17 protein-coding genes are annotated in these 21139 nt (G+C 67.2%); 14 read left to right on the top strand and 3 right to left on the bottom strand.

The window, feature by feature from the left end:
• Window positions 1–19 precede the first annotated feature (19 nt).
• Together ACQR1F_RS12030 and ACQR1F_RS12025 are read left to right on the top strand one after the other, a co-directional pair.
• Window positions 20–991: an NAD-dependent epimerase/dehydratase family protein gene (locus ACQR1F_RS12030; protein WP_434839155.1), complete on the top strand. Its 972-nt coding sequence runs from the start codon at window positions 20–22 to the stop codon at window positions 989–991.
• 1 nt (window position 992) lies between these two features.
• Entirely contained in the window at window positions 993–1754 is a 762-nt protein-coding gene (locus ACQR1F_RS12025) for an SDR family oxidoreductase (RefSeq protein WP_434913078.1), read from the top strand.
• A gap of 207 nt (window positions 1755–1961) precedes the next feature.
• Here the strand turns inward: ACQR1F_RS12025 and ACQR1F_RS12020 are convergent, their stop codons facing one another.
• On the bottom strand, window positions 1962–2858 hold the full coding sequence (locus ACQR1F_RS12020; RefSeq protein WP_315804450.1) for a LysR family transcriptional regulator: 897 nt from the start codon (window positions 2856–2858) through the stop codon (window positions 1962–1964).
• A gap of 210 nt (window positions 2859–3068) precedes the next feature.
• On the opposite strand from ACQR1F_RS12020, the gene ACQR1F_RS12015 reads away from it, so the two are divergent.
• The 6 genes from ACQR1F_RS12015 (at window position 3069) to ACQR1F_RS11990 (ending at window position 11374) form a co-directional block, all read left to right on the top strand.
• Window positions 3069–4484: an NAD(P)-binding domain-containing protein gene (locus ACQR1F_RS12015; protein ID WP_434913077.1), complete on the top strand. Its 1416-nt coding sequence runs from the start codon at window positions 3069–3071 to the stop codon at window positions 4482–4484.
• A 99-nt stretch (window positions 4485–4583) separates the two neighbouring features.
• Entirely contained in the window at window positions 4584–6203 is a 1620-nt protein-coding gene (locus tag ACQR1F_RS12010) for an ABC transporter substrate-binding protein (protein ID WP_434913076.1), read from the top strand.
• An 18-nt stretch (window positions 6204–6221) separates the two neighbouring features.
• Entirely contained in the window at window positions 6222–7253 is a 1032-nt protein-coding gene (locus tag ACQR1F_RS12005; RefSeq protein WP_316177948.1) for an ABC transporter permease, read from the top strand.
• A gap of 2 nt (window positions 7254–7255) precedes the next feature.
• Window positions 7256–8116: an ABC transporter permease gene (locus ACQR1F_RS12000; protein WP_434913075.1), complete on the top strand. Its 861-nt coding sequence runs from the start codon at window positions 7256–7258 to the stop codon at window positions 8114–8116.
• A gap of 74 nt (window positions 8117–8190) precedes the next feature.
• Window positions 8191–9840: an ATP-binding cassette domain-containing protein gene (locus ACQR1F_RS11995; protein ID WP_434913152.1), complete on the top strand. Its 1650-nt coding sequence runs from the start codon at window positions 8191–8193 to the stop codon at window positions 9838–9840.
• Window positions 9841–9958: 118 nt separating this feature from the next.
• Entirely contained in the window at window positions 9959–11374 is a 1416-nt protein-coding gene (locus ACQR1F_RS11990) for an FAD-binding oxidoreductase (protein ID WP_434907946.1), read from the top strand.
• Between the two features lie 42 nt (window positions 11375–11416).
• Here ACQR1F_RS11990 and ACQR1F_RS11985 read toward each other — a convergent pair whose 3' ends face one another.
• Together ACQR1F_RS11985 and ACQR1F_RS11980 are read right to left on the bottom strand one after the other, a co-directional pair.
• The gene (locus ACQR1F_RS11985; RefSeq protein ID WP_434874145.1) at window positions 11417–12898 is read right to left on the bottom strand and encodes a mannitol dehydrogenase family protein; all 1482 of its coding nucleotides are present in this window, start codon (window positions 12896–12898) and stop codon (window positions 11417–11419) included.
• A 9-nt stretch (window positions 12899–12907) separates the two neighbouring features.
• On the bottom strand, window positions 12908–13918 hold the full coding sequence (locus tag ACQR1F_RS11980) for a Zn-dependent oxidoreductase (RefSeq protein WP_315804457.1): 1011 nt from the start codon (window positions 13916–13918) through the stop codon (window positions 12908–12910).
• Window positions 13919–14088: 170 nt separating this feature from the next.
• Between ACQR1F_RS11980 and ACQR1F_RS11975 the strand changes: the two genes are divergently transcribed.
• The 6 genes from ACQR1F_RS11975 (at window position 14089) to ACQR1F_RS11950 (ending at window position 21115) form a co-directional block, all read left to right on the top strand.
• Window positions 14089–15105 (top strand): TRAP transporter substrate-binding protein, encoded by a 1017-nt coding sequence (locus ACQR1F_RS11975; protein WP_434874146.1) that lies wholly within the window; start codon window positions 14089–14091, stop codon window positions 15103–15105.
• A 254-nt stretch (window positions 15106–15359) separates the two neighbouring features.
• Window positions 15360–17222 (top strand): TRAP transporter large permease, encoded by a 1863-nt coding sequence (locus tag ACQR1F_RS11970; RefSeq protein ID WP_315804459.1) that lies wholly within the window; start codon window positions 15360–15362, stop codon window positions 17220–17222.
• 18 nt (window positions 17223–17240) lie between these two features.
• Window positions 17241–17966, top strand: coding sequence for a GntR family transcriptional regulator (locus tag ACQR1F_RS11965; protein ID WP_316218658.1), 726 nt, complete (start codon window positions 17241–17243; stop codon window positions 17964–17966).
• A gap of 33 nt (window positions 17967–17999) precedes the next feature.
• On the top strand, window positions 18000–19196 hold the full coding sequence (gene uxuA / locus ACQR1F_RS11960; RefSeq protein WP_316177959.1) for a mannonate dehydratase: 1197 nt from the start codon (window positions 18000–18002) through the stop codon (window positions 19194–19196).
• Window positions 19197–19282: 86 nt separating this feature from the next.
• On the top strand, window positions 19283–20050 hold the full coding sequence (locus ACQR1F_RS11955) for an SDR family oxidoreductase (RefSeq protein ID WP_434913074.1): 768 nt from the start codon (window positions 19283–19285) through the stop codon (window positions 20048–20050).
• A 33-nt stretch (window positions 20051–20083) separates the two neighbouring features.
• Window positions 20084–21115, top strand: a complete 1032-nt coding sequence (locus ACQR1F_RS11950) for an L-idonate 5-dehydrogenase (protein ID WP_434882065.1) — start codon at window positions 20084–20086, stop codon at window positions 21113–21115.
• Window positions 21116–21139: the final 24 nt, after the last annotated feature.

Raw genomic sequence — 21139 nt, 5'->3', positions numbered from 1 at the left:
TCGGGGAGGCGTCTTTCGCATGCATGTCCTGATCTTCGGCGGGGCCGGCTTCGTCGGCCTCAACATCGCGCAAGGCCTGCTGGAGCGCGGCCATGCCGTGACGATCTTCGACGCAACAGGTCTGCCCGCGGCGGCGCAGCGTGCGTTTGAACCCTATCGTGAGCGTCTGCACCAGGTGCAGGGCGACGTCACCGATGCGAGCGCTGTGGCGGCCGCGATCGGCAAAGGCTGCGATGCCGTCGTGATGGGCGCCGCGATCACCGCGGGCGCCGAGCGCGATGCAGCCGACCCCGAGCGCATCCTCGCGGTCAATCTGCTGGCGCAGGTGCCGATCCTGCGGGCGGCGCGCGGCAGCGGCATCCGCCGGGTCATCAACCTGTCCTCGGCGGCGTCCTATGGCGCGAGCGGTCAGCGCTTTGCCGTGCTGGAGGAGACGACGCCGTGCGAGCCGGTGTCGCTCTATGCGATCAGCAAGTTCGCCTCCGAGCGCGTCGCCGCGCGGCTGAGCGATCTGTGGAAGACGGATGTCATCAGCGTGCGCCTGTCCGCCGTGTTCGGCCCGTTCGAGCGCGGCGGCGGCGTGCGCGACACGCCCTCGCCGCAGGCGCTCATCGCCGCCTGCTGCGCGCGCAACGAGCCTGCGCTGCTGAGCGAGCCGGGCGACAAGGACTGGGTTTACGCGGTCGACGTCGCGGATGCTGTCTGTCTGCTGTTGGAGGCTGAGAAGCCGCAGCACGCGCTCTACAACATCTCCAACGCGGCGACGTTCACAGCCGAAACCTGGGGCCGCGCCTTCGCGACCGGTCGAGCTGGATTCACCTGCCGGCTCAAGGAGCAGGGGGAAACGCCGACGGTGCCGGTGTTCGCGCCCAATCGCGGCCGGCTGTCGACGACGCGGCTGGCCGAGGAGTTCGGCTGGCGCGCGCGCTTCGACTGCGCGGCTTCCGCCGAGCATTTCGGCCGCTGGTTCGATCAGTACGGGAGAGACTGAGATGAGGCTCAAGGCCAAGGTCGCCGTCATCACCGGCGGCGGCTCCGGCATCGGCCGCGCCAGTGCCGTGATGTTCGCGCGCGAGGGCGCATACGTTGCGCTGGTCGACCGCGATGAAGGCGGCGCCGACGAGACGCTGGCGCTGGTGCGCAATGCGGGCGGCGATGGCAGCGTCCATGTCGGCGATGTCGGCGATGCCGACTTCGCCAAGGCGACGGTCGAGGGCGTGGCCGCCGCGCGCGGCCGGCTCGACGTGCTGATGACCGCGGCTGGCTTCTCCTGCGGCGGCACCGTCGTCACCACCGATCCGGCGGATTGGGATGCGGTGTTCCGCGCCAATGTCGGCGGCACGTGGCTGTGGGCGAAGGTCGCTGTGCCGATCATGCAGCAGCAGAAATCCGGATCGATCATCACCGTGGCGTCGCAGCTTGCGGTCGCCGGCGGCAAGGGCAACAGCGCCTACATTGCCGCGAAGGGCGCGATCATCAGCCTGACTCGCACCATGGCGGTGGACTTCGCCACCGACGGCATCCGCGTCAACGCGCTGGCGCCCGGCGCAATCGACACGCCGCTGCTGCGTCGGAGCTTCGCGCGCCACGCCGATCCCGAGCCGGTGCGCGAGGCCTCGCGCCAGCGCCACGCCATGAAACGTTTTGGCGAGGCCGACGAGGTCGCGGCGGCCGCGCTGTTCCTGGCGAGCGACGAGGCGTCGTTCACGACCGGCATCGTGCTGCCGGTCGATGGCGGGTGGTTAGCGGCGTAGAAATAGAGCCAACTTGTCTCTCATCGTTTGAGCGGAACCATCGCCGCAAGAACCGGTATGCTCCCTCTCCCCGTAAGGACGTAAGGACGGGGAGAGGGAGCGCACTGCTGTCGGCGCCATAGCTCGGCTCTCACCATCTGCGACGCAGCGGCTCGTGACAAAAATGACGGAATCCGGTTGTCATCTCTGTCACGCCGTTTCCGTAACTCACCGCTTCGTCGCCGCTCCCTTCCGATCACGCCCCCGCAAGATATCCGCGAGTGCCGCCGCATTCCGTGACAGCGGCTCGAAGCGCGGCGTCAGCAGATAAGCGCGCATCGGCGTCTTCGGCGCCAGGGGACGTGCCGCGAGGTCGGGCCAGGCGTGGCCGCGCAGCACGAACTCGTCGACGACGGCGAGGCCGGCGCCGGCGCGCACCATGGCGCAGGCGTCGGGCGTGTAGCGCACGATCGTGGCTGGCTCCGGGCCGCCGGCCAGGGCCGACGTGACGATGTGACCATAAGGCGTCTGCGGGCCGAAGCCGACCAGCGGATAGGGCAGCATGTCCTTCGGCCTGATGCTGCGCAGCCTCGTCAGGGCATGGTCGGCCGGCATGATCACGTGTAGCGCGCCCTCCGCGATCGTCTCTACCGCGACTGTCGGCTCGTCGACCGGCAGCACAGTGATGCCGAGATCGGCGCGGGCTGTGCCGACGCGGCCGACGATCTCCAGCAGGGTCAACGATTCGAACTCGACGCGCAGATCTGGAAAGCGGCCGCGCAGCCGCGACAGTGCCTCCGGCACCATGCCGTGGCCCGCGCTCGGGCTCGCCACCACGCGGATGGTGCCGGTGCCGCCGGCGCGCAGTTCGTCGGCGAGGTCGTTGATGCGCGCGACGCCGCGATGGACGTGCTCGACCTCGGCGAACAACCGCTTGGCCTCCGGCGTCGGCTGCACCCGGCCGCTGATGCGCTCGAACAGCTTGAGCTTGAGGCCATCCTCGGTATAGGCCAGCAGCCGGCTGATCGCGGGCTGCGATACCGAGAGCAGGCGCGCAGCGCCGCTGATCGAGCCTGTCATCATGATCGCGCGGAACACCTCGATCTGGCGCAGATTGAGCGGCATGCGACCTCTTGTCTCGCTGTGGATGGCTGTCGACTCTAGCCGCGGCTGCCGCCCCATAACAAGCTGTTATGGGCGGCGGACAAATCGGTATGGTCGGTCCCAGACCTGCTTTGCTAAGCTTCGCGTGCCGGGTGACATGACTGATGGAGAGAGCGTGAGCGACAGCGAGCGTTCCGATCGCGATTGCGCGTGTTTCATCCGGTGGCCGGTATGAGCGACGGTCTTGCCGCGCTGACGGCCCAGGTTCGCAGCGATCTTGCCAGGATCGCGCATCCCAGCATGCCATGGCTGACGCCTGTCACCGGTCCCGATGGCGGACCTGCGTTCGATGTGCTGATCGTCGGGGGCGGGCAATCGGGTCTCGCGACCGCCTTCGCGCTGCTGCGCTCCCGCGTCGGCAACATTCTCGTGCTCGACAAGGCTGAGGCAGGCCGCGAAGGACCGTGGCTCAGCTATGCGCGCATGCCGACCCTGCGCAGCCCGAAAGACTTCACCGGACCCGATCTCGACATACCTTGTCTGACCTATCAGGCGTGGCACGAGGCGAAGTTCGGCGGCGAGAGCTGGCGCAATCTTGATCTGATTCCGCGCGAATATTGGGCAGACTATCTCGCCTGGTATCGCGAGGTGCTCGACCTTCCCGTGCGCAACGGCTGCGACGTCGTCGATATCGCACCCGCCGCTGACGGACTGCTGCAGGCGACCGTGCGCAGCAAGGATGGTGAGACGACGATCCATGCCCGCAAGATCGTGCTGGCGACCGGGCAGGAGGGGATGGGCGACTGGAGCATTCCGGAGCCGCTGCGCCATCTGCCCGCCACGCGCGGCGCCCATTCCGGCGCCGAGATCGATTTCGACAGCCTGCGCGGCCGCCGCGTCGCCGTGATCGGCGCCGGTGCCTCGGCGTTCGACAATGCGGCGGCTGCACTCGAAGCCGGTGCGGCGCGCGTCGATCTGCTATGCCGCCGCGCGGAAATCCAGCTGATCCAGCCCTATCGCTGGCTGACGTTCCGCGGCTTTCTCAGGCACTTCTCCGAGCTCGACGATGCCTGGCGCTGGCGCTTCATGCGCGCGGTTCTGGAATTGCGCGAAGGTTTTCCGCAGCACACTTATGACCGCTGCGCCCGCCACGCGGCGTTCCACCTTCAGGAAGGCGCACCGGTCACTGGCGCGCGGGAGACGGCCGACGGCGTCGTGCTGCAGACAGCGAAGGGCGAGATCACGGCGGACTTCGTGATCAGTGCAACCGGCATCTCGATGGACTTCACAAAGCGGCCGGAGCTGCGGCGCTTCGCAGCCAACATCGCGCGCTGGTCGGATCGTTACACGCCCGATGCAAGCGAACGCAACGATCGGCTCGGCGCCTTCCCGTATCTCGCTGACGACTACGCGCTGTGCGAGCGCAACGCGGGCGAGACGCCGTGGATCAGCAACATTCACGTGTTCGCCATCGCCTCGACGATGAGCTTCGGCGCGTCGGGATCGTCGATCAACGCAATGACGACCGCGGTGCCGAAGCTGGCGCATGGTTTGACGCGTGGGCTGTTCACGGCTGACATCGACAAGCATTGGGCGAACTTCCTGGCCTATGATGTGAAACAGGCCACGGTGCACCGTGGCACGTGATTTGCTGCTAGGCGTCGATCTCATGAGTGGCGCGCGGCGGATCTCCGCCGATGCGCGATTTCAGTGCCGGATTTTGAGACTGATGAGGGAACAAGGGCGATGAGTTTCGAGATGTCCAAACGTTCGTTGTTCGCGGCGACCGCGTTGCTCGCGGTGACGCTGGCCGCGCCGTCGGCGCATGCGCAGAGCCGCGCCGAGACTCTGCGCTACGTCACCGGCGCCACCGTCAACACGCTCGATCCGAACATTCCGGGCTCGACGCGCGAGGCCTTCGCGCTGTCGATGTCGAGCTACGACCGGCTGGTGTCGTTCGGCCGCAAGCAGCTCAATGGTAAGTGGGTGTTCGATCTCGACACGATCACCGGCGAGCTCGCCGAATCCTATTCTGTCAGCGCCGACGGTCTGAAGATCACCTTCAAGCTGCGCCCTGATGCGAAGTTCCAGGACGGCTCGCCGGTCACCGCCGAGGACGTCAAATGGTCGCTCGACCGCTGCGTCACCGCGCCGATCCTCGGCAAGGCGCAATTGCTGACGGGGTCGCTGACGTCGGCCGATCAGTTCAAGGTCATCGATCCCCTGACGTTCGAAGTGACCTTGCCGAAGCCGGACAAGCTGGCGCTGCCGAACCTCGCCACCGTCTATCCGATCATCATCAACTCCAAGCTCGCCAAGGCGCATGCGACGGCCGAAGATCCGTGGGCGCTGAACTGGACCAAGGAGAATGCGGCCGGCAGCGGCGCCTACATCGTCGAGACCTTCAAGCCCGGCGAGCAGGTGATCGCCAAGCGCAACGAGGCCTGGAATCGCGGCACGCCGGACAAGCCGGCGGCATTCAAGCGCCTGATCATCCAGTCGGTGCCGGAGCCGGCGACGCGCGCCAACCTCGTCGAGCGCGGAGACGCCGATCTCGTCATCGACCTGCAGGCCAGCGACGTGCAGTCGTTGGAGGGCAAGGGCAAGCTGAAGGTGATCTCGACGCCGCAGTATAATGCGGTGACCTTCATCTCGATGAATAACACCATTCCGCCGTTCGACAACGTCAATGTGCGCCGCGCGATCGCCTATGCGCTGCCCTATGACGACATGTTCAAGGCCGCGCTGTTCAGCCGCGGCGCGCCGCTCTATGGCGCGACCTGGGCCGACGGCAAGCCGCCGAGCGGCGGCTATCCGATCCCGCAGCCGATCAAGCTCGATCTGGAGAAGGCCAAGGCCTATCTGAAGGACGCCGGCATGCCCGACGGCTTCTCGACCACCTTCAGCTTCAATGTCGGCCAGGCCGCGACCGCCGAGCCGATGGCGGCGCTGGTGAAGGAGCAGCTCGCCAAGATCGGCATCAAGGTCGACATCCAGAAGCTGCCGGACGCGCAGATGTCGACCGCGATCAACGAGAAGAAGCTGCCGTTCTTCACCGAGGGCATCGTCGCCTGGTTGCCGTCGACCGACTATTTCTACCGCAACTTCTACACCGGCAAGCAGCGCTGGAACTACTCCTCCACTGACAATGCCGAGCTCGAGAAGATCGCCCAGGAGGCGCGCTTCGAACCCGACAAGGCGAAGTATGAGGCGGAAGGCAAGGCGCTCAACGCCATCCATTTCGATCAGATGTTCCAGATCCCACTCTGGCAGCCGTCGCAGGACGCGGTGATGCAGCCGACGGTGGACGGCTATGTCTACCAGTTCACGCGGCAGGTGGATTATCGTAACCTGAGCCGCAAGTAACCGGGACGGCTGAGGACCATGGGCACGATCGGCGCAACATTGCTGCGGGCGGGACGGCGTTTCGTCTCGTCGCTGCCGGCACTGTTCGGTGTCCTGGTCTTCACCTTCCTCTTGATGCGCGTGCTGCCGGGGGATCCGGCCGTGTTCTTTGCCTCCGGCCCCAATGCCGGCCAGGAGGAGATCGAGGTCATCCGCCGGCAGCTCGGGCTCGACAAGCCGCTGCCGAATCAGCTCGCGATCTACCTCTATGATGTCGGTCGCGGCAACCTCGGCCGCTCGATGATGACCGGGCAGCCGGTCGCCAAGGATCTCAAGGAGCGACTGCCGGCCTCGCTGGAGCTGACCTTGACGGCGCTGCTGATCGCGCTGGTCTCGGCGGTGCCGCTCGGCGTGCTGGCTGCGCTGCGGCCGGGCTCGCTGGTCGATCACGGCGTCCGGCTATTTTGTTCGTTCGGCGTCTGCGTGCCGACCTTCGTCTCCGGGCTCCTGCTGATCTACGTGTTCTATTATCTGCTCGGTTTCGCGCCGGATCCGACAGGGCGGATCGATATCTTCACCACGATGCCGCCATCGCGCACCGGCTTCCTGATCATCGACTTCCTGCTCGCAGGCGATGTCGAGGGCTGGTGGGCGGCGGCGCGGCAGCTGATGCTGCCGGCGCTGACCATGGCGTTGTTCGTGATCGCGCCGCTGGCGCGCATCACGCGGGCCTCGATGCTGGTCTCGCTCGGCAGCGATTTCGTCCGCACCGCGCGCTCGGTCGGGCTGTCGTGGTGGCGCATCGTCGTCACCTATGCCTTGAGGAACGCGATCCTTCCCGTCATCACCATCGCCGGCATCGTGTTCTCGACCATGCTGGGCGCGAACGTGCTGGTGGAGAAGGTGTTCTCCTGGCCCGGCGTCGCCTCCTACGCGCTCGATGCGCTGCTGGTCTCCGACTACGCGCCGGTACAGGGCTTCGTGCTGCTGATGGCGACGATCTTCGTGATCGTCAATCTCCTGGTCGATGTGCTCTATGGCATCGCCGATCCCAGGGCGACGGTGGCGTGAGCATGAGCACGATAGAGACCTCCTCGACCCTGCGCCACACGGCCTTCGTGCTGCGCGGCAACCCGGTCACCGCCGTCGCGGCTGGCGGCGCGCTGCTGCTGGCGCTGATCGCGGTCTTTGCGCCGTGGCTGGCGCCTTACGATCCCGTTGCGTCCGAGGTCTCTGCCGCGTTGCAGCCGCCGAGCTCCGCGCACTGGTTCGGCACTGACCAGCTCGGCCGCGATGTGCTCAGCCGCCTGATCGTCGCCAGCCGGCTCGACCTCACGATCGCGGTGACGGCGGTCGCGGTGTCCTTTGCGCTCGGCTCCGTCATCGGTGCGCTGTGCGGCTATGCCGGCGGCCGTCTCGACAAGGCGGTCGGCCGCTTCGTCGACGTGCTGATGGCGTTTCCGCTGTTCGTGCTGGCGATGGCGATGGTCGCGGCGCTCGGCAACCGCGTCGAGAACATCGTGATCGCGACCGCGATCATCAACCTGCCGTTCTACATCCGCTTCGCCCGCGCCGAGGTGAACATCCGCCGCAATCTCGGCTGGGTCGAGGCCGCGCGTGCCTGTGGCGAGAGCCATGTTGCTGTCGTGCTGCGCTTCCTGTTGCCGAACGTGCTGCCGGCGATGGCGGTGCAGATGTCGCTCAATCTCGGCTGGGCGATCCTCAATGCCGCGGGCCTCTCCTTCATCGGCCTCGGCGTCAAGCCGCCGACGCCGGAATGGGGCATCATGGTCGCCGAGGGCGCGCGCTTCATCTCCACCGGGCGCTGGTGGCTGGTGGCGTTTCCCGGCTTCGGGCTGATGACAGCGGTGCTGTGCTTCAATCTGCTCGGCGACGGCCTGCGCGACATCCTGGATCCCCGGATGCGCACATGATGTCTCGTCAGAACACAAATAGCTGGGGCGCATCCGAGGATGCGGACGTGACAGCGCCTGATATTTCCAAGCCGCTGCTCGAGGTCGAGAATCTCAAAGTGATCTTCTCGACCCGTCGTGGGCTCGTCGAGGCGGTGCGCGGCGTGTCGCTGTCGCTCCAGCCGGGCGAGATGCTGGGTCTCGTCGGCGAGAGCGGCTCCGGCAAATCGGTGACCGGCTTTGCCATCACCCATCTGCTCGACAAGGCCGGCCGCATCACCGATGGCTGCATCCGCTTCAAGGGCCAGGACGTCACCCGGGCCGGCGGTGCCGATCTGCGCAGCCTGCACGGCGCGGTTATGGCGATGATCTTCCAGAATCCGCGTGCCGCGCTCAACCCGATCCGCACCGTCGGCCAGCAGATCGCGGATGCGATCCTCGCCCATCGCCGGCTGTCGCGGCAGGAGGCGCATGCGGAGGCCTTGTCGCTGCTGAAGGCCGTGCAGATCCGCGATCCCGAGCGCCGCATGGGCGCCTATCCGCACGAACTCTCCGGCGGCATGTGCCAGCGGGTGATGATCGCAATCGCGATCTCCTGCAGCCCGTCGCTGCTGATCGCGGACGAGCCGACCACCGGCCTCGACGTCACCACGCAGAAGGTGGTCATGGATCTTCTTGCGAACATCGCCGCCGAGCGCGGCATGGCGACGATCCTGATCACGCATGATCTCGGGCTTGCCGCGCGCTATTGCGCGCGCGTGGTCGTGATGGAGCAGGGCAGGCTGGTCGAGGAGGCCGCGCCGCTGACGCTGTTCCACCGGCCGCAGCATCCCTACACCAAGCGCCTCGTTGCGGCCTCGCCGACGGCAACCTCGCGTGTCGAGGATCTGGTGCCGGACGGCGAAAAAATTCCCCTGGTCACGGTGACGGAGCTGCCGCCGCTGCCGCACGGCACGCCGCTGCTGCTCGACGTCAAGGGCGTCAGCAAGCGCTTCGACGACGGTACGGTCGGCGTCGCCGACTTCTCGATGACGATGCGCGGCGGCGAGAGCGTCGGTCTCGTCGGCGAGAGCGGCTCCGGCAAGAGCACGACCTCGCGGATGATCTGCCGTCTGATCGACGCCAGCGCCGGCGAGATCCTGTTCGACGGCCAAGCGATCGGCCAGATTCCGGCTCGCGACTTTCACGCGAGCGAGCTGCGCAAGGACATCCAGATCGTCTTCCAGGATCCGAACGACAGCCTCAATCCGCGCTACACGGCGTTCGACTGCATCGCCCATCCGCTGCTGCGGCTGATGAACATGCGCTCGGGCGACAGACTGCGTCAGCGCGTCGAGGAATGCGCCGATCGCGTCGGCCTGCCGCGCGAGCTGTTGTCGCGCTTTCCGCATCAGCTCTCCGGCGGGCAGAAGGCGCGCGTCGGCATCGCCCGCGCCATTGCCTGCAAGCCGCGGCTGCTGGTGCTGGACGAGCCGACCGCGGCGCTGGACGTCTCCGTGCAGGCCGTGGTGCTGCAGCTTCTCAACAAGCTCAGGCGCGAGGACAATCTCGCCTTCCTGTTCGTGAGCCACGATCTCAACGTCGTGCGCATGATGTGCGACCGCACCATCGTGCTGCGCACAGGTCTCATCATCGAGCAGGGCGAGAGCCGGGCGCTGTTCGCCAATCCGCAGACCGACTACACGCGCGAGCTGGTCGACGCCGTCCCGCATATCGCCCCGCCGGCGGCTTTCGCGTCCGTCTGAGCAGCCCATAACATTCGATTATGGGTGGCGGACAACTCGGTATTGGGGACGCGAGGCACTGTCCTGTTAGTTTGTGCGCATCGCAAGTGCAGCCTCTGGAGCCATCGAAGCGCGCGTCATGACCGAGCTGATCGAACGCCTGCAACGCCTCGTCGGTGTCGCGCATGTTCTCGTCGCGGCCGAGGATCAGGCGCCTTATCTGCACGACTGGCTCGGCAAATATCACGGGGCCACGCTGGCGGTGGTTCGGCCGGGATCGACGGACGGGGTCGCGGCCGTGATGGAGGCCTGTGCCGCCGCCCGCGTGGCCGTCGTGCCGCAGGGCGGACACACCAGCCTGTCGGGCGGCGCGACTCCGGATGCGAGCGGCCGGGCGATCGTGCTGTCCCTGTCGCGGATGAACCGCATCCGAGCGGTGGATCCCGTCGGCCAGACCATCGTCGTCGACGCCGGCATCGTGCTGGCGAGGGTGCAGGACGCGGCGCGCGAGGCCGGCCTGTTCTTTCCGCTCAGCCTCGGCTCGGAGGGCAGTTGCACCGTCGGCGGCAATCTCGCCGCGAATGCCGGCGGCGTCGCCGTGCTGCGCTATGGCGTGATGCGCGAGCTGACGCTGGGGCTCGAAGTGGTGCTGCCGGATGGCCGCATCTGGGACGGCCTGCGCGCCTTGCGCAAGGACAACACCGGTTATGCGCTGCGCGATCTCTTCATCGGCTCTGAAGGCACGCTGGGGGTCATCACCGGCGCCGTGTTGAAGCTGTTTCCGCAGCCGACCGCACGGGCCACCGCGTTCGTCGCGGTCGCCGATGCGGCCGCCGCGCTGAACCTGCTGCGGCTATCGCGCGCGCGTTGTGGCGATCGCCTCACCGCATTCGAGTTCCTGACCTCGGCAACGCTCGAGATGATCCTGCGCCAGATGCCGGATATACGGCTGCCGTTCGCTGCACTTCCTGAGGCTGCTGTCCTGATCGAGCTGAGCGATATCGGCGAGGAAGCCGCGCTGACCGCACGGCTCGAAACCACGCTGGCCGCCGCGATGACGGAAGGGCTCGCCTCCGACGCCGTCGTCGCCCAGGACTGCACCCAGGCCAAGGCGTTCTGGCGGGTGCGCGAGAGCGTCTCCGAGGCTCTGGTCCGGGAGGGCAGGGCGCTCAAGCACGACATCTCGGTGCCCGTCGCCGAGATCGCCGATTTCGTCACGGTCATGGACGCTGCGGTCGGCGCGGCGCTGACCGGCATCCGTCCGATGGTGTTCGGCCATCTCGGCGACGGCAACCTGCACTACAATCTGATGCGCCCGCTCGACATGAGCGAAGACGAGTTCTATCGGTACGGTCCGCGCATCACCCGCCTGGTCCATGACGAAATCACCCGCCGCCGCGGCTCGATCAGCGCCGAGCACGGCATCGGCCAGCTCCGCACGGCAGAGATGCCGCTGTGCAAGCCGCCGCTCGAGCTGGAGCTGATGCGGCAACTGAAGCGTACGCTCGATCCGCACGGCCTGATGAATCCCGGCAAGCTGCTGCCAGGCGGCTGACGTCGGCGGCCGCCGGAGCCGGAGCTGCGTCCAAGCCGATGTTCAGCGGGCGGCCCGTCGCGTCTCCGCCACCGTGGCACGGGTACCCTTCTGGAACAGATCGTCCAGGGCCGTTTCGATTGCGAGCTCGAAGCGCGGATCTCGTGGCAGCTCGCTGCCGAACACCGAGGTGAGCGACAGCAGCGCCCGCGTGAGCCGGCTGGCGACCGGGCCGGCCTCGTCGGCGAGCGCGCGCAACTGCGCCGCTAGCGGATCGCGCAGCGCGATCGGCTGGCCGCGCTCGTCCGTGCCGCTGACGTAGCGGATCCACCCGGCGACGGCGAGCGCAAGCCGGGTGATGGGAAGGCCGCGGGCGAGGCGGTCGCCGATGGTGCCGAGCAGACGCTGCGGCAGCTTCTGCGAGCCGTCCATCGCGATCTGCGCGGTCTTGTGCTTGAGCGCGGGATTGCGGAAGCGCTGCAGCAGCGCGGCGCGATAGGCTGCGACGTCGAAGCCGCCGAGCGCGGGCAGCGTCGGCGTCACCTCCTCGCGCATCATGTCCTCGACGAGGCCGGCCAGCTCGGGCTCGGCCATGGCCGCGGCGACGGTCTCGCAGCCCATGAGATAGCCGAGATAGGCGATTGTCGAGTGCGCGCCGTTGAGCAGCCGCAGCTTCATCAGCTCGAATGGGGCGACGTCGCGCACGAACTGTGCGCCGCTGACGTCCCAGGCGGGGCGCGCGCCGGCGAAATCATCCTCGATCACCCATTGGCTGAACGGCTCGGTGACGATGGGCCATGCATCATCGAGGCCGAGCGCGGCGCCGACGTCGGCGCGGTCGGCATCGGTGGTGGCAGGCACGATGCGATCGACCATCGTCGAGGGAAAGCGGACGTTGTCCGTGATCCATGCGGCGAGATCGCGATCGACCAGCCCGGCGAAGGCGATCACCAGACCGCGCAAGGTGTGGCCATTGGCCGGAAGGTTGTCGCAGGCGAGCACCGTGTAGGGCGGCAGGCCGCGCTGTCGCCGCAGTTGCAGGCCGCCGACGATGAAGGCGAGCGTGCTGCGGGGATGGCCGAGGTTGAGACTGTCGTGCAAGATGTCGGGATCGTCGACGCGCAACGCGCCGGTCGACGGATCGTGGCTGTAGCCCTTCTCGGTGACGGTGGTCGAGAGGATGCGTATGGCGGGATCGGCGAGGCGTGCCAGAAGGGCCGCCGGATCCTCGGGCGCCACCGCAAGGCCGGTGAGTGCGCCAATGATGCGGCGCTGCCGGCCGGCGCCGTCGCTCGCCGTCACGCTGTAGAGCCCGCCTTGCGGCGCCAGCGCATCGCGGGTGTCCGGCGAGCGCAGGGAGACGCCGAGGATGCCCCAGCGCGGATCGTGCTTGAGCAGCGCATCGGTGTAGACCGCCTGATGCCCGCGATGGAACGCGCCGAGGCCGAGATGGACGATGCCGGTTGTGATTGCTGCGCGGTCGTAATCCGGCTTGATGATGCCGGCGGGCAGGCGGGGAAGCGTTGCGGGGCTGAGACGATCCATGCCGGGACTTCAGAAGATCAGCTGCACTTTGCAGCATTCGGTCTGGTTGTGCTCGAAGGTGTCGAACGCGGTCGCGTAGGCGTCGAGCCCGAAGCGGTGGGTGATCAGCCGCTCCGGCTGCAGCGCGCCACTGGCGAACCAGTCGATGACCTTGGCGAACTTGCCGCTGTTGAGCCTGGAAGCGTGGATCGCGAGCTCCTTCGCGGTGACCTTCTGCTGCACGATCGTCGACGGCTCGGCCGAGAAGCCGAGCAGGCCGATGCGTGCGGCAGGCGAGGCGATCTCGATGGCCTCCGCGAGAATGGCGGGATGGCAGGCGGCATCGATAATCAAGGTCGGCGTCACATCGGCCGCGGCGAGGGCCTCGGGCAGGGCGGTCCTGGCGGTGTTGATGACGCGGTCGGCGCCGTTGTGCCGCGCCGCTTCGAGCCGGGCATCGATGCGGTCGGTGACGATCAGCTGCTTCACGCCGTAGACGTGCTTGAGCACCTGGATCACGGTCAGCCCGATCGGCCCGGCGCCGTAGACCAGCGCGACGTCTGAGGCGAACACGCGGGTGTGGTCGGTAATGTTGGCGGCGATCGAGAACGGCTCGACCAGCGGCGCCTTGTCGTCGTCGACGCTGTCCGGCAGCAGATGCGCGTTGGCCGCCGGCACGCAGGCATATTCGGAAAAGCCGCCGTCGCGGTGGACGCCGAGCACGGCGAGATGGGCGCAGACATTGGGGCGGCCGACCGAGCAGGGGTAGCAGTGGCCGCAGGCAACGACGGGATCGACCACCACGCGGGCGCCGAGCCGTGCGCTGACACCGTCGCCGAGCTTGTCGATGCTGCCGAAGAATTCATGGCCGATCACGCGCGGATAGCGCGCGAACGGGTTGCTGCCGTGGAGGATGTGGATGTCGGAGCCGCAGATGCCGGCGCGCTCGACCTTGATGCGAACCTCGCCCGTCGAAGGCTCGGGAACGGGGCGCGTTTCGATCGACAGGCGGCCGGGCCGCTCCACCACGAGGCTCTTCACGCGTTCCTCCATCCTTCTCGCCAATCTCGACCGCAGGCTGCCATCGTATAGCAACCCAAAAACTTGGATACAAGTTTCCTATTGAAAGCCTATTTGGTATCCCTTATAGGCTTGAGATACAGGAATGACATACAAAGGCCCCGCAGCGGGCCGGCAGGGGAGGTTTGCCAGTGTCTTTGCCCACATCCATGTCTCGTCGCAGCTTCGTCGGCACCGCGCTCGCGGGAGCCTCGGCCTTGGCGTTCGCACCCGCCCGGGCGCAATCGGCGAAGTATCGCCTGCGTTACGGCACGGCGTTCCCCGCCACCCATCCCGGCGTCGTCCGCATCATCGAGGCGTCGGAGGTCATCAAGAAGCAGAGCAATGGTCTGGTCGACCTGCAGGTCTATCCGAACAGCCAGCTCGGCAGCGAGCCCGACATGTTCTCGCAGGTGCGCAGCGGCGCGCTCGACTTCATGTCGACGTCAGGCGTGAACCAGACGGTGGTGCCGATCGGCGGCATCAATGCGGTGGCCTTCGCGTTCGAGAGCTACGACCAGGTGTGGTCGGCGATGGACGGCGATCTCGGCAACCATGTGCGCGGCGAGTTCGCCAAGGTCGGCCTGCACGTGCTGCCGAAATGCCTCGACAACGGCTATCGCAACATCACGTCCGGTGCGAAGCCGATCGCCTCGCCCGACGACCTCAAGGGCTTCAAGATCCGCGTGCCCGGCAATCCGTTGTGGGTGACGCTGTTCAAGACGCTCGGCGCGGCGCCGACGCCGATCAATTTCGGCGAGCTCTATGCGGCCCTGCAGACCCGCATCGTCGACGGCCAGGAGAATCCGCTGGCGCTGATCCAGAGCGCCAAGCTCTACGAGGTGCAGAAGTACATCGCGCTATCAGGCCATATCTGGGACGGCCACTACATCTTCGCCAATGCAGCGCGCTGGAATGTCATGCCTGCCGACGTCCGCGACGCCGTCACCGCGGCGCTGTCGGAGGCCGCCGTCAAGGAGCGCCAGGACATCCAGAGCTTCAACGACAAGGCGCAGGCGGAAATGCAGGCCGCTGGCGTGACCTTCAACAAGGTCGACACCAAGCCGTTCCGCGATGCGCTGCGCACCGCCGGCTTCTACACCGAATGGAAGACCAAGTTCGGCACCGAGGCGTGGGGGCTGCTGGAGAAATCCGTCGGTCAGCTGTGAGACTTGCGCGAGAGACCGCGTAGTCGACAGCGTGTCTGCCGCCGTCCTTCGAGACGCCTGCCTCCGGCAGGCTCCTCAGGACGAGGGCTGATTTTGCGGTGAGATCCTGCCCCTCATGGTGAGGAGCGCCGGCCTTGCGACGCGTTCAGGCGATGCAATTGCATCGCCTTGAGAACCATGAGGCCAGAGTAGTTTCGACTTCAGCTGCGATCGGTGGAAAATACGGCCGGCCTGTGTGAGCCGGGGAGGATGCAATGGCCGTTGACATGACAGCGACGACCTCGGTGCCGTCGCATGGCGCGTTCGCGCGCTTCGATCATCTGCTTGGCCGCGCCGTCGAGGCGCTGGCTGCGGCGATCGTCATCGCCGAACTCGTTCTGCTCGGCGCGGCGACCGCCGCGCGCTACGTTTTCAATGCGCCGCTGATCTGGTCGGACGAGCTGGCCACCGTGCTGTTCGTGTGGCTGGCGATGCTCGGCGCCGTCGTCGCATTGCGACGCGCCGAGCACATGCGGCTCACCGCTTTCGTCCGCAATCTGTCGCCGGCGTGGCGGGCGCGCACCGATGCGCTCGGCCTGATGCTGGTCTGCACCGTCCTGGTGGCGCTGGTGATGCCGTCCTGGCACCACCTCGAAAGCCACCTGATCAGCCAGATGCCCGTGCTCGAGATCAGCGAAGGCTATCGCGAGGCCGCGATGCTGGTCGGCGTGCTGCTGATGCTGCTGACCGCGGTCGACCGGCTGATCCAGCAGGCGAGCCTCATGCAGATCGTCGGCGCTCTGGCGCTCGTGCTCGCCGGTGCAGGGGCGCTCTATGCCGCCGCGCCTGTGCTGGAGGAGCTCGGCAACTACAATCTGTTCATCTTCTTCTTTGTGCTCGTCGCCAGCGCCATGGTGATCGGCACGCCGATCGCCTTCACCTTCCTGCTCGCCACCGTGGCCTATCTGCATTTCAGCACCACCGTGCCGGTCCTGATCGTTCCCGGCCGGGTCAGCGAGGGCATGTCGCACATGGTGCTGCTGGCGGTGCCGATGTTCGTGCTGCTCGGCGCGCTGATCGAGATCGCCGGACTGGCGCGGGCGATGATCCTGTTCCTGGTTTCGCTCATCGGCCATCTGCGCGGCGGCCTGCAATATGTGCTGCTCGGCGCGATGTACCTCGTCTCGGGCATCTCCGGTGCGAAGGCGGCCGACATGGCGGCGGTGGCGCCGGCGCTGTTTCCGGAGATGAAGCAGCGTGGCAGCTCGGAAGGCGACCTGGTGTCGCTGCTGTCCGCCTCCGCTGTGATGTCGGAGACGATCCCGCCCTCGATCGTGCTGATCACGGTGGGCTCGGTGACGGGCGTGTCGATCGCGGCGCTGTTCACCGGCGGGCTGCTGCCGGCGGTGGTCGGCCTGATCGCACTCTCCGTCGTCGTCTTCCTGCAGACGCGCAAGGAGGACATGAGCGGCGCGCAGCGTTTCGATGCCAAGACGCGGCTGCGGCTGTTTGCGATCTCCATTCCCGGTCTCGGTCTGCCGATCGTGATCCGCTCGGCTGTGGTCGAGGGCGTCGCCACCGCGACCGAGGTCGCGGCGATCGGCGTCATCTACACGGTGCTGGTCGGCATCTTCGTCTATCGCCAGTTCGACTGGAAGCGGGTGTATCCCATCCTGGTCGATACGGCCTCGCTGTCCGGCGCGATTCTGCTGGTGGTGGGGGCTGCGACCGGCATGGCCTGGGCGCTGACCCAGTCCGGCTTCTCGCAGCAGCTCGTGGACCTTATGGTGGCTGTGCCCGGCGGCCGCTGGGGCTTCCTCTTGATCTCGGCGCTCGCCTTCGTCGTGCTCGGCAGCGTGCTCGAAGGCGTGCCGGCGGTGGTGCTGTTCGGGCCGCTGCTGTTCCCGATCGCGCGCATGATGGGCGTGCACGAGGTGCACTACGCAATCATCGCAGTGTTCGCGATGGGCCTCGGCCTGTTCACGCCGCCCTTCGGTGTCGGCTTCTATCTCGCCTGCGCCATCGGCCGCGCCTCGCCGGATGAGGTCATCCGCCACGTCTGGCCGCATCTCGCCGCACTCGTCGTTGCGCTGCTCTTAATCGTGTTCCTGCCGTGGATCTCGATCGGCTTCCTGTGAATCGGGTAGACTGCCGTCATGGATGACGATCTGACACCATTGACGCGCCTGGAGGGCAAGGCCGGCCGGCGGCTCGCCGACCAGGTCTATGAGCGGCTGCTCGAGGACATCGTGTCCGGCGCGCTGCCACCGGGCACGCCGATGGCCGAGCTCGACCTGTGCGAGCGGCTCGGCGTCAGCCGCACGCCGGTGCGCGAGGCGCTGATCAAGCTCGCCGATGTCGACCTCGTGCGCATCTATCCGCAGAGCGGCAGCGTGGTGGCGCCGGTGTCGCGCGAGGCGTTCGGCGAGGCGCAGTTCATCCGCGAGCATCTCGAATGCGCGCTGGTTGCCGAGGCCGTCCGCTACATCGATGCGACGGCGCTGCGCGAGCTGACCGAGCTGATCGACAAGCAGAAGGCGGCGGCGACGCCGGCGGAGTTCTACGCCCATGACGAGGCGTTTCATCAGACCATCGCCCGCACCAGCCGGCATCCGCATGTCTGGCAGGTGATCCGCCAGACCAAGATCCATTTCGACCGCGTCCGCCATCTCACCCTGATCGAGGACGCCGGCCATATTCCGCTCCTGATCGCGCAGCATCAGGAGATCCTGGACGGGCTGGCCGCCTGCAACGAGGCCCAGGCGGTCGCGGCGATGCGCCGGCATCTGCGCGAGGTGTTTCGCCGCGCCGACGGCATCTTTGCCCGGCAGGAGGAGATGGCGCAGGCCGAGTCGCGCACGCGGGCACGGCGGCGGCGCTGATCGCGCGCGTGATTCATTTTGGAAGGTGACGACATGGAACAGACGTGGCGCTGGTTCGGACCCGATGATCCCATCACTTTGCCGCAGGTTCGCCAGACCGGCGCGACCGGCATCGTGACGGCGCTGCATCACATCCCCTACGGCGTGGTGTGGAGCACCGATGAGATCATCAAGCGCATCGGCGTGATTGAAGGCGATTCATCGCTGCGGCTGCGCTGGAGCGTGGTCGAGAGCCTGCCGGTCTCCGAGGCCATCAAGCTGGGCGAGGGCGATCTGACGTCCTTGTTCGACAACTACCGCCAGTCGCTGCGCAACCTCGCCGCCTGCGGCGTCACCACCGTCTGCTACAATTTCATGGCGGTGCTGGACTGGACCCGCACCGAGCTCGCCTTCCGTCTGCCGGGCGGCGCCACGGCGCTGCGCTTCGATATGGATCGCCTTGCTGCGTTCGACTGCTACATCCTGCAGCGGCCCGGTGCCGAGGCGGAGTTCTCCGCCGACGTGCTCGACCGCGCCAAGGCCTGGGTGGCACAGGCGTCCGAATCCGACAAGGACCGTCTGCTCGCGACCATCATGGCCGGCCTGCCCGGCGCCTATGACCGCTATGACGTGCCCGGTCTGCGCCGCATGCTGGAGAAATATCGCGGCATCGGCCATGCCGAGCTGCGCGCCAACTACGCGCGCTTCCTGCGCGAGGTGGTGCCTACGGCCGAGGAATGCGGCGTCAGCCTCTGTGTCCATCCCGATGATCCGCCGCGTGACCTGTTCGGTCTGCCGCGCGTGGTGTCCTCAGCCGAGGATCTGCAGTTCATCGTCGATGCCGCCCCGTCGAAGGCCAACGGCCTCACCTTCTGCACCGGCGCGCTCGGCGCCGGCGGCCACAACAACGTCCCGGCGCTCGCCGAGCGGTTCGCGCCGCACATCCGCTTCGTGCACCTGCGCAACGTCACCAAGATGCTCGACGGCTCGTTCATGGAGGCGGAGCATCTGCGCGGCGACGTCGACATGGTCGCGGTCGTGACGACTTTGCTGAAGGAGCAGGCCCGGCGCAAGGCGGAAGGCGAGCCGGATTGGCGGATCCCGTTCCGGCCCGACCACGGCCATGAGCTCGCCGACGACATCGGCCGCGGCACCCATCCGGGCTATCCGCTGGTCGGCCGCCTCAAGGGCCTCGCCGAGATTCGCGGGATCATGACCGCGGTGGCGGCCATTAACCGCTTGCCGGTCTGATCCCGCCGGTGCCGGACAACCCGCTTGTCAGCGCGCGTCCCGTGGCCGAGGATGCCGGCCCGCATTTGCCCATTCGAGTTGAACAAATGTCGACCTCGCTCTTCGATCTCTCCGGCAAGACCGCGCTGGTGACCGGCTCCTCGCGCGGCCTTGGCCGCGCCATCGCGGAGGGTTTTGCCGAGGCGGGCGCGCGGCTGATCATCAACGGTACCGATCCGGCGCGCACGCAAGGCGCCGTGGAGGAATTCCGCGCCGCGGGCCATCAGGCAGAGGCCTGCCCGTTCGACGTGACCGATGAGCAGGCCGTCGTCGGCGCCTTCGCGCGCTTCGATGCCGCGGGGATCGCGATCGACATCCTCGTCAACAATGCCGGCATCCAGCACCGCAAGCCGCTGGTCGAGTTCACCACCGACGAGTGGCGCCGCGTCATCGAGACCAACCTCACCAGCGCGTTCGTGATCGGGCGCGAGGCCGCCAAGCGGATGATCCCGCGCAACAGCGGCAAGATCATCAACATCGGCTCGCTCGGCAGCGAGCTGGCGCGGCCGACCATTGGGCCCTATACCACGGCCAAGGGCGGCATCCGCAACCTGACCCGCGCGATGGCGGTCGAATGGGCCGCGCATGGCATCCAGGCCAATGCGATCGGTCCCGGCTACATGCTGACCGACATGAACCAGGCGCTGATGAGCAACCCCGACTTCAACAACTGGCTGATGTCGCGCGTCCCGTCGAAGCGCTGGGGCCGGCCGGACGAGCTGGTCGGCACTGCGATCTTCCTGGCCTCGGAGGCGTCGACCTATGTCAACGGCCAGACCATCTATGTCGACGGCGGCATGCTGGCGGCGATGTAGGATCGCGGAAGACAAGAGACAGGGAGGCCGGCCATGCGTGCGGTCGTCATTCACGCGCCGAAAGATCTGCGCATCGACAGCTTTCCAGATCCGGCGCCGGGACCCGGCGAGGTGCGGGTCAAGATCGAGGCCGGCGGCATCTGCGGCTCGGACCTGCATTACTATCATCACGGCGGCTTCGGCACCGTGCGCATCAGGCAGCCGATGGCGCTGGGCCATGAGATCGCAGGCCACGTTGCCGCGGTCGGTGCCGGCGTGACCGGCCTCGCCGAGGGCACGCGCGTCGCCGTCAATCCGAGCCTGCCCTGCGGCCGCTGCAGCTATTGCCGCGAGGGGCTGCGCAACCAATGCCTCGACATGCGCTTCATGGGCAGCGCGATGCGTGATCCCCACGTGCAGGGCGGCTTCCGCGAGTTCGTCACCATCGATGCCTCGCAGGCAGTGCCGATCGCGCCGTCGCTGTCGCTCGGTGAGGCCGCGATGGCCGAGCCGCTGTCGGTCTGCCTGCATGCGGCGCATCAGGCCGGCTCGCTGCTCGGCAAGCGCGTGCTGGTGACCGGCTGCGGCCCGATCGGCGCGCTGTCGATCCTGGTGGCGCGCTACGGCGGTGCGGCCGAGATCGTGGTCACCGACATTGCCGATGCGCCGCTGGCGGTGGCGCGCACGCTCGGTGCCAGCCATGCGTTCAATGTCGGGGCGGAGCCGTCGGCGCTCGATCCGTGGCGGAGCGGGAAGGGCACGTTCGACGTGCTGTTCGAGGCCTCCGGCAACCAGGCCGCCTTGCGGGCCGCGCTCGACGTCATGAGGCCCGGCGGCGTCATCGTCCAGCTCGGGCTCGGCGGCGAGATGACCTTGCCGCTCAACACGCTGGTCACGAAGGAGCTGCAATTGCGCGGCACGTTCCGGTTCGACCGCGAATTCGAGCTGGCGCTGCGGCTGATGGGCGAGGGGCTGCTGGACGTCAAGCCGCTGATCTCGGCTGCGCTGCCATTCGAGCAGGCGGTCGCCGCCTTCGAGCTCGCCAGCGATCGCAGCCGGTCGATGAAGGTTCATTTGACGTTTTGATGGATGGATTGACGCCGATGAAAG

The sequence above is a fragment of the Bradyrhizobium sp. HKCCYLS3013 genome, assembly GCF_051167615.1.
GTDB lineage: Bacteria > Pseudomonadota > Alphaproteobacteria > Rhizobiales > Xanthobacteraceae > Bradyrhizobium.
Note: the sequence above shows the minus strand (reverse complement) of the source record. Positions and strands in the feature narration are given on the sequence as shown.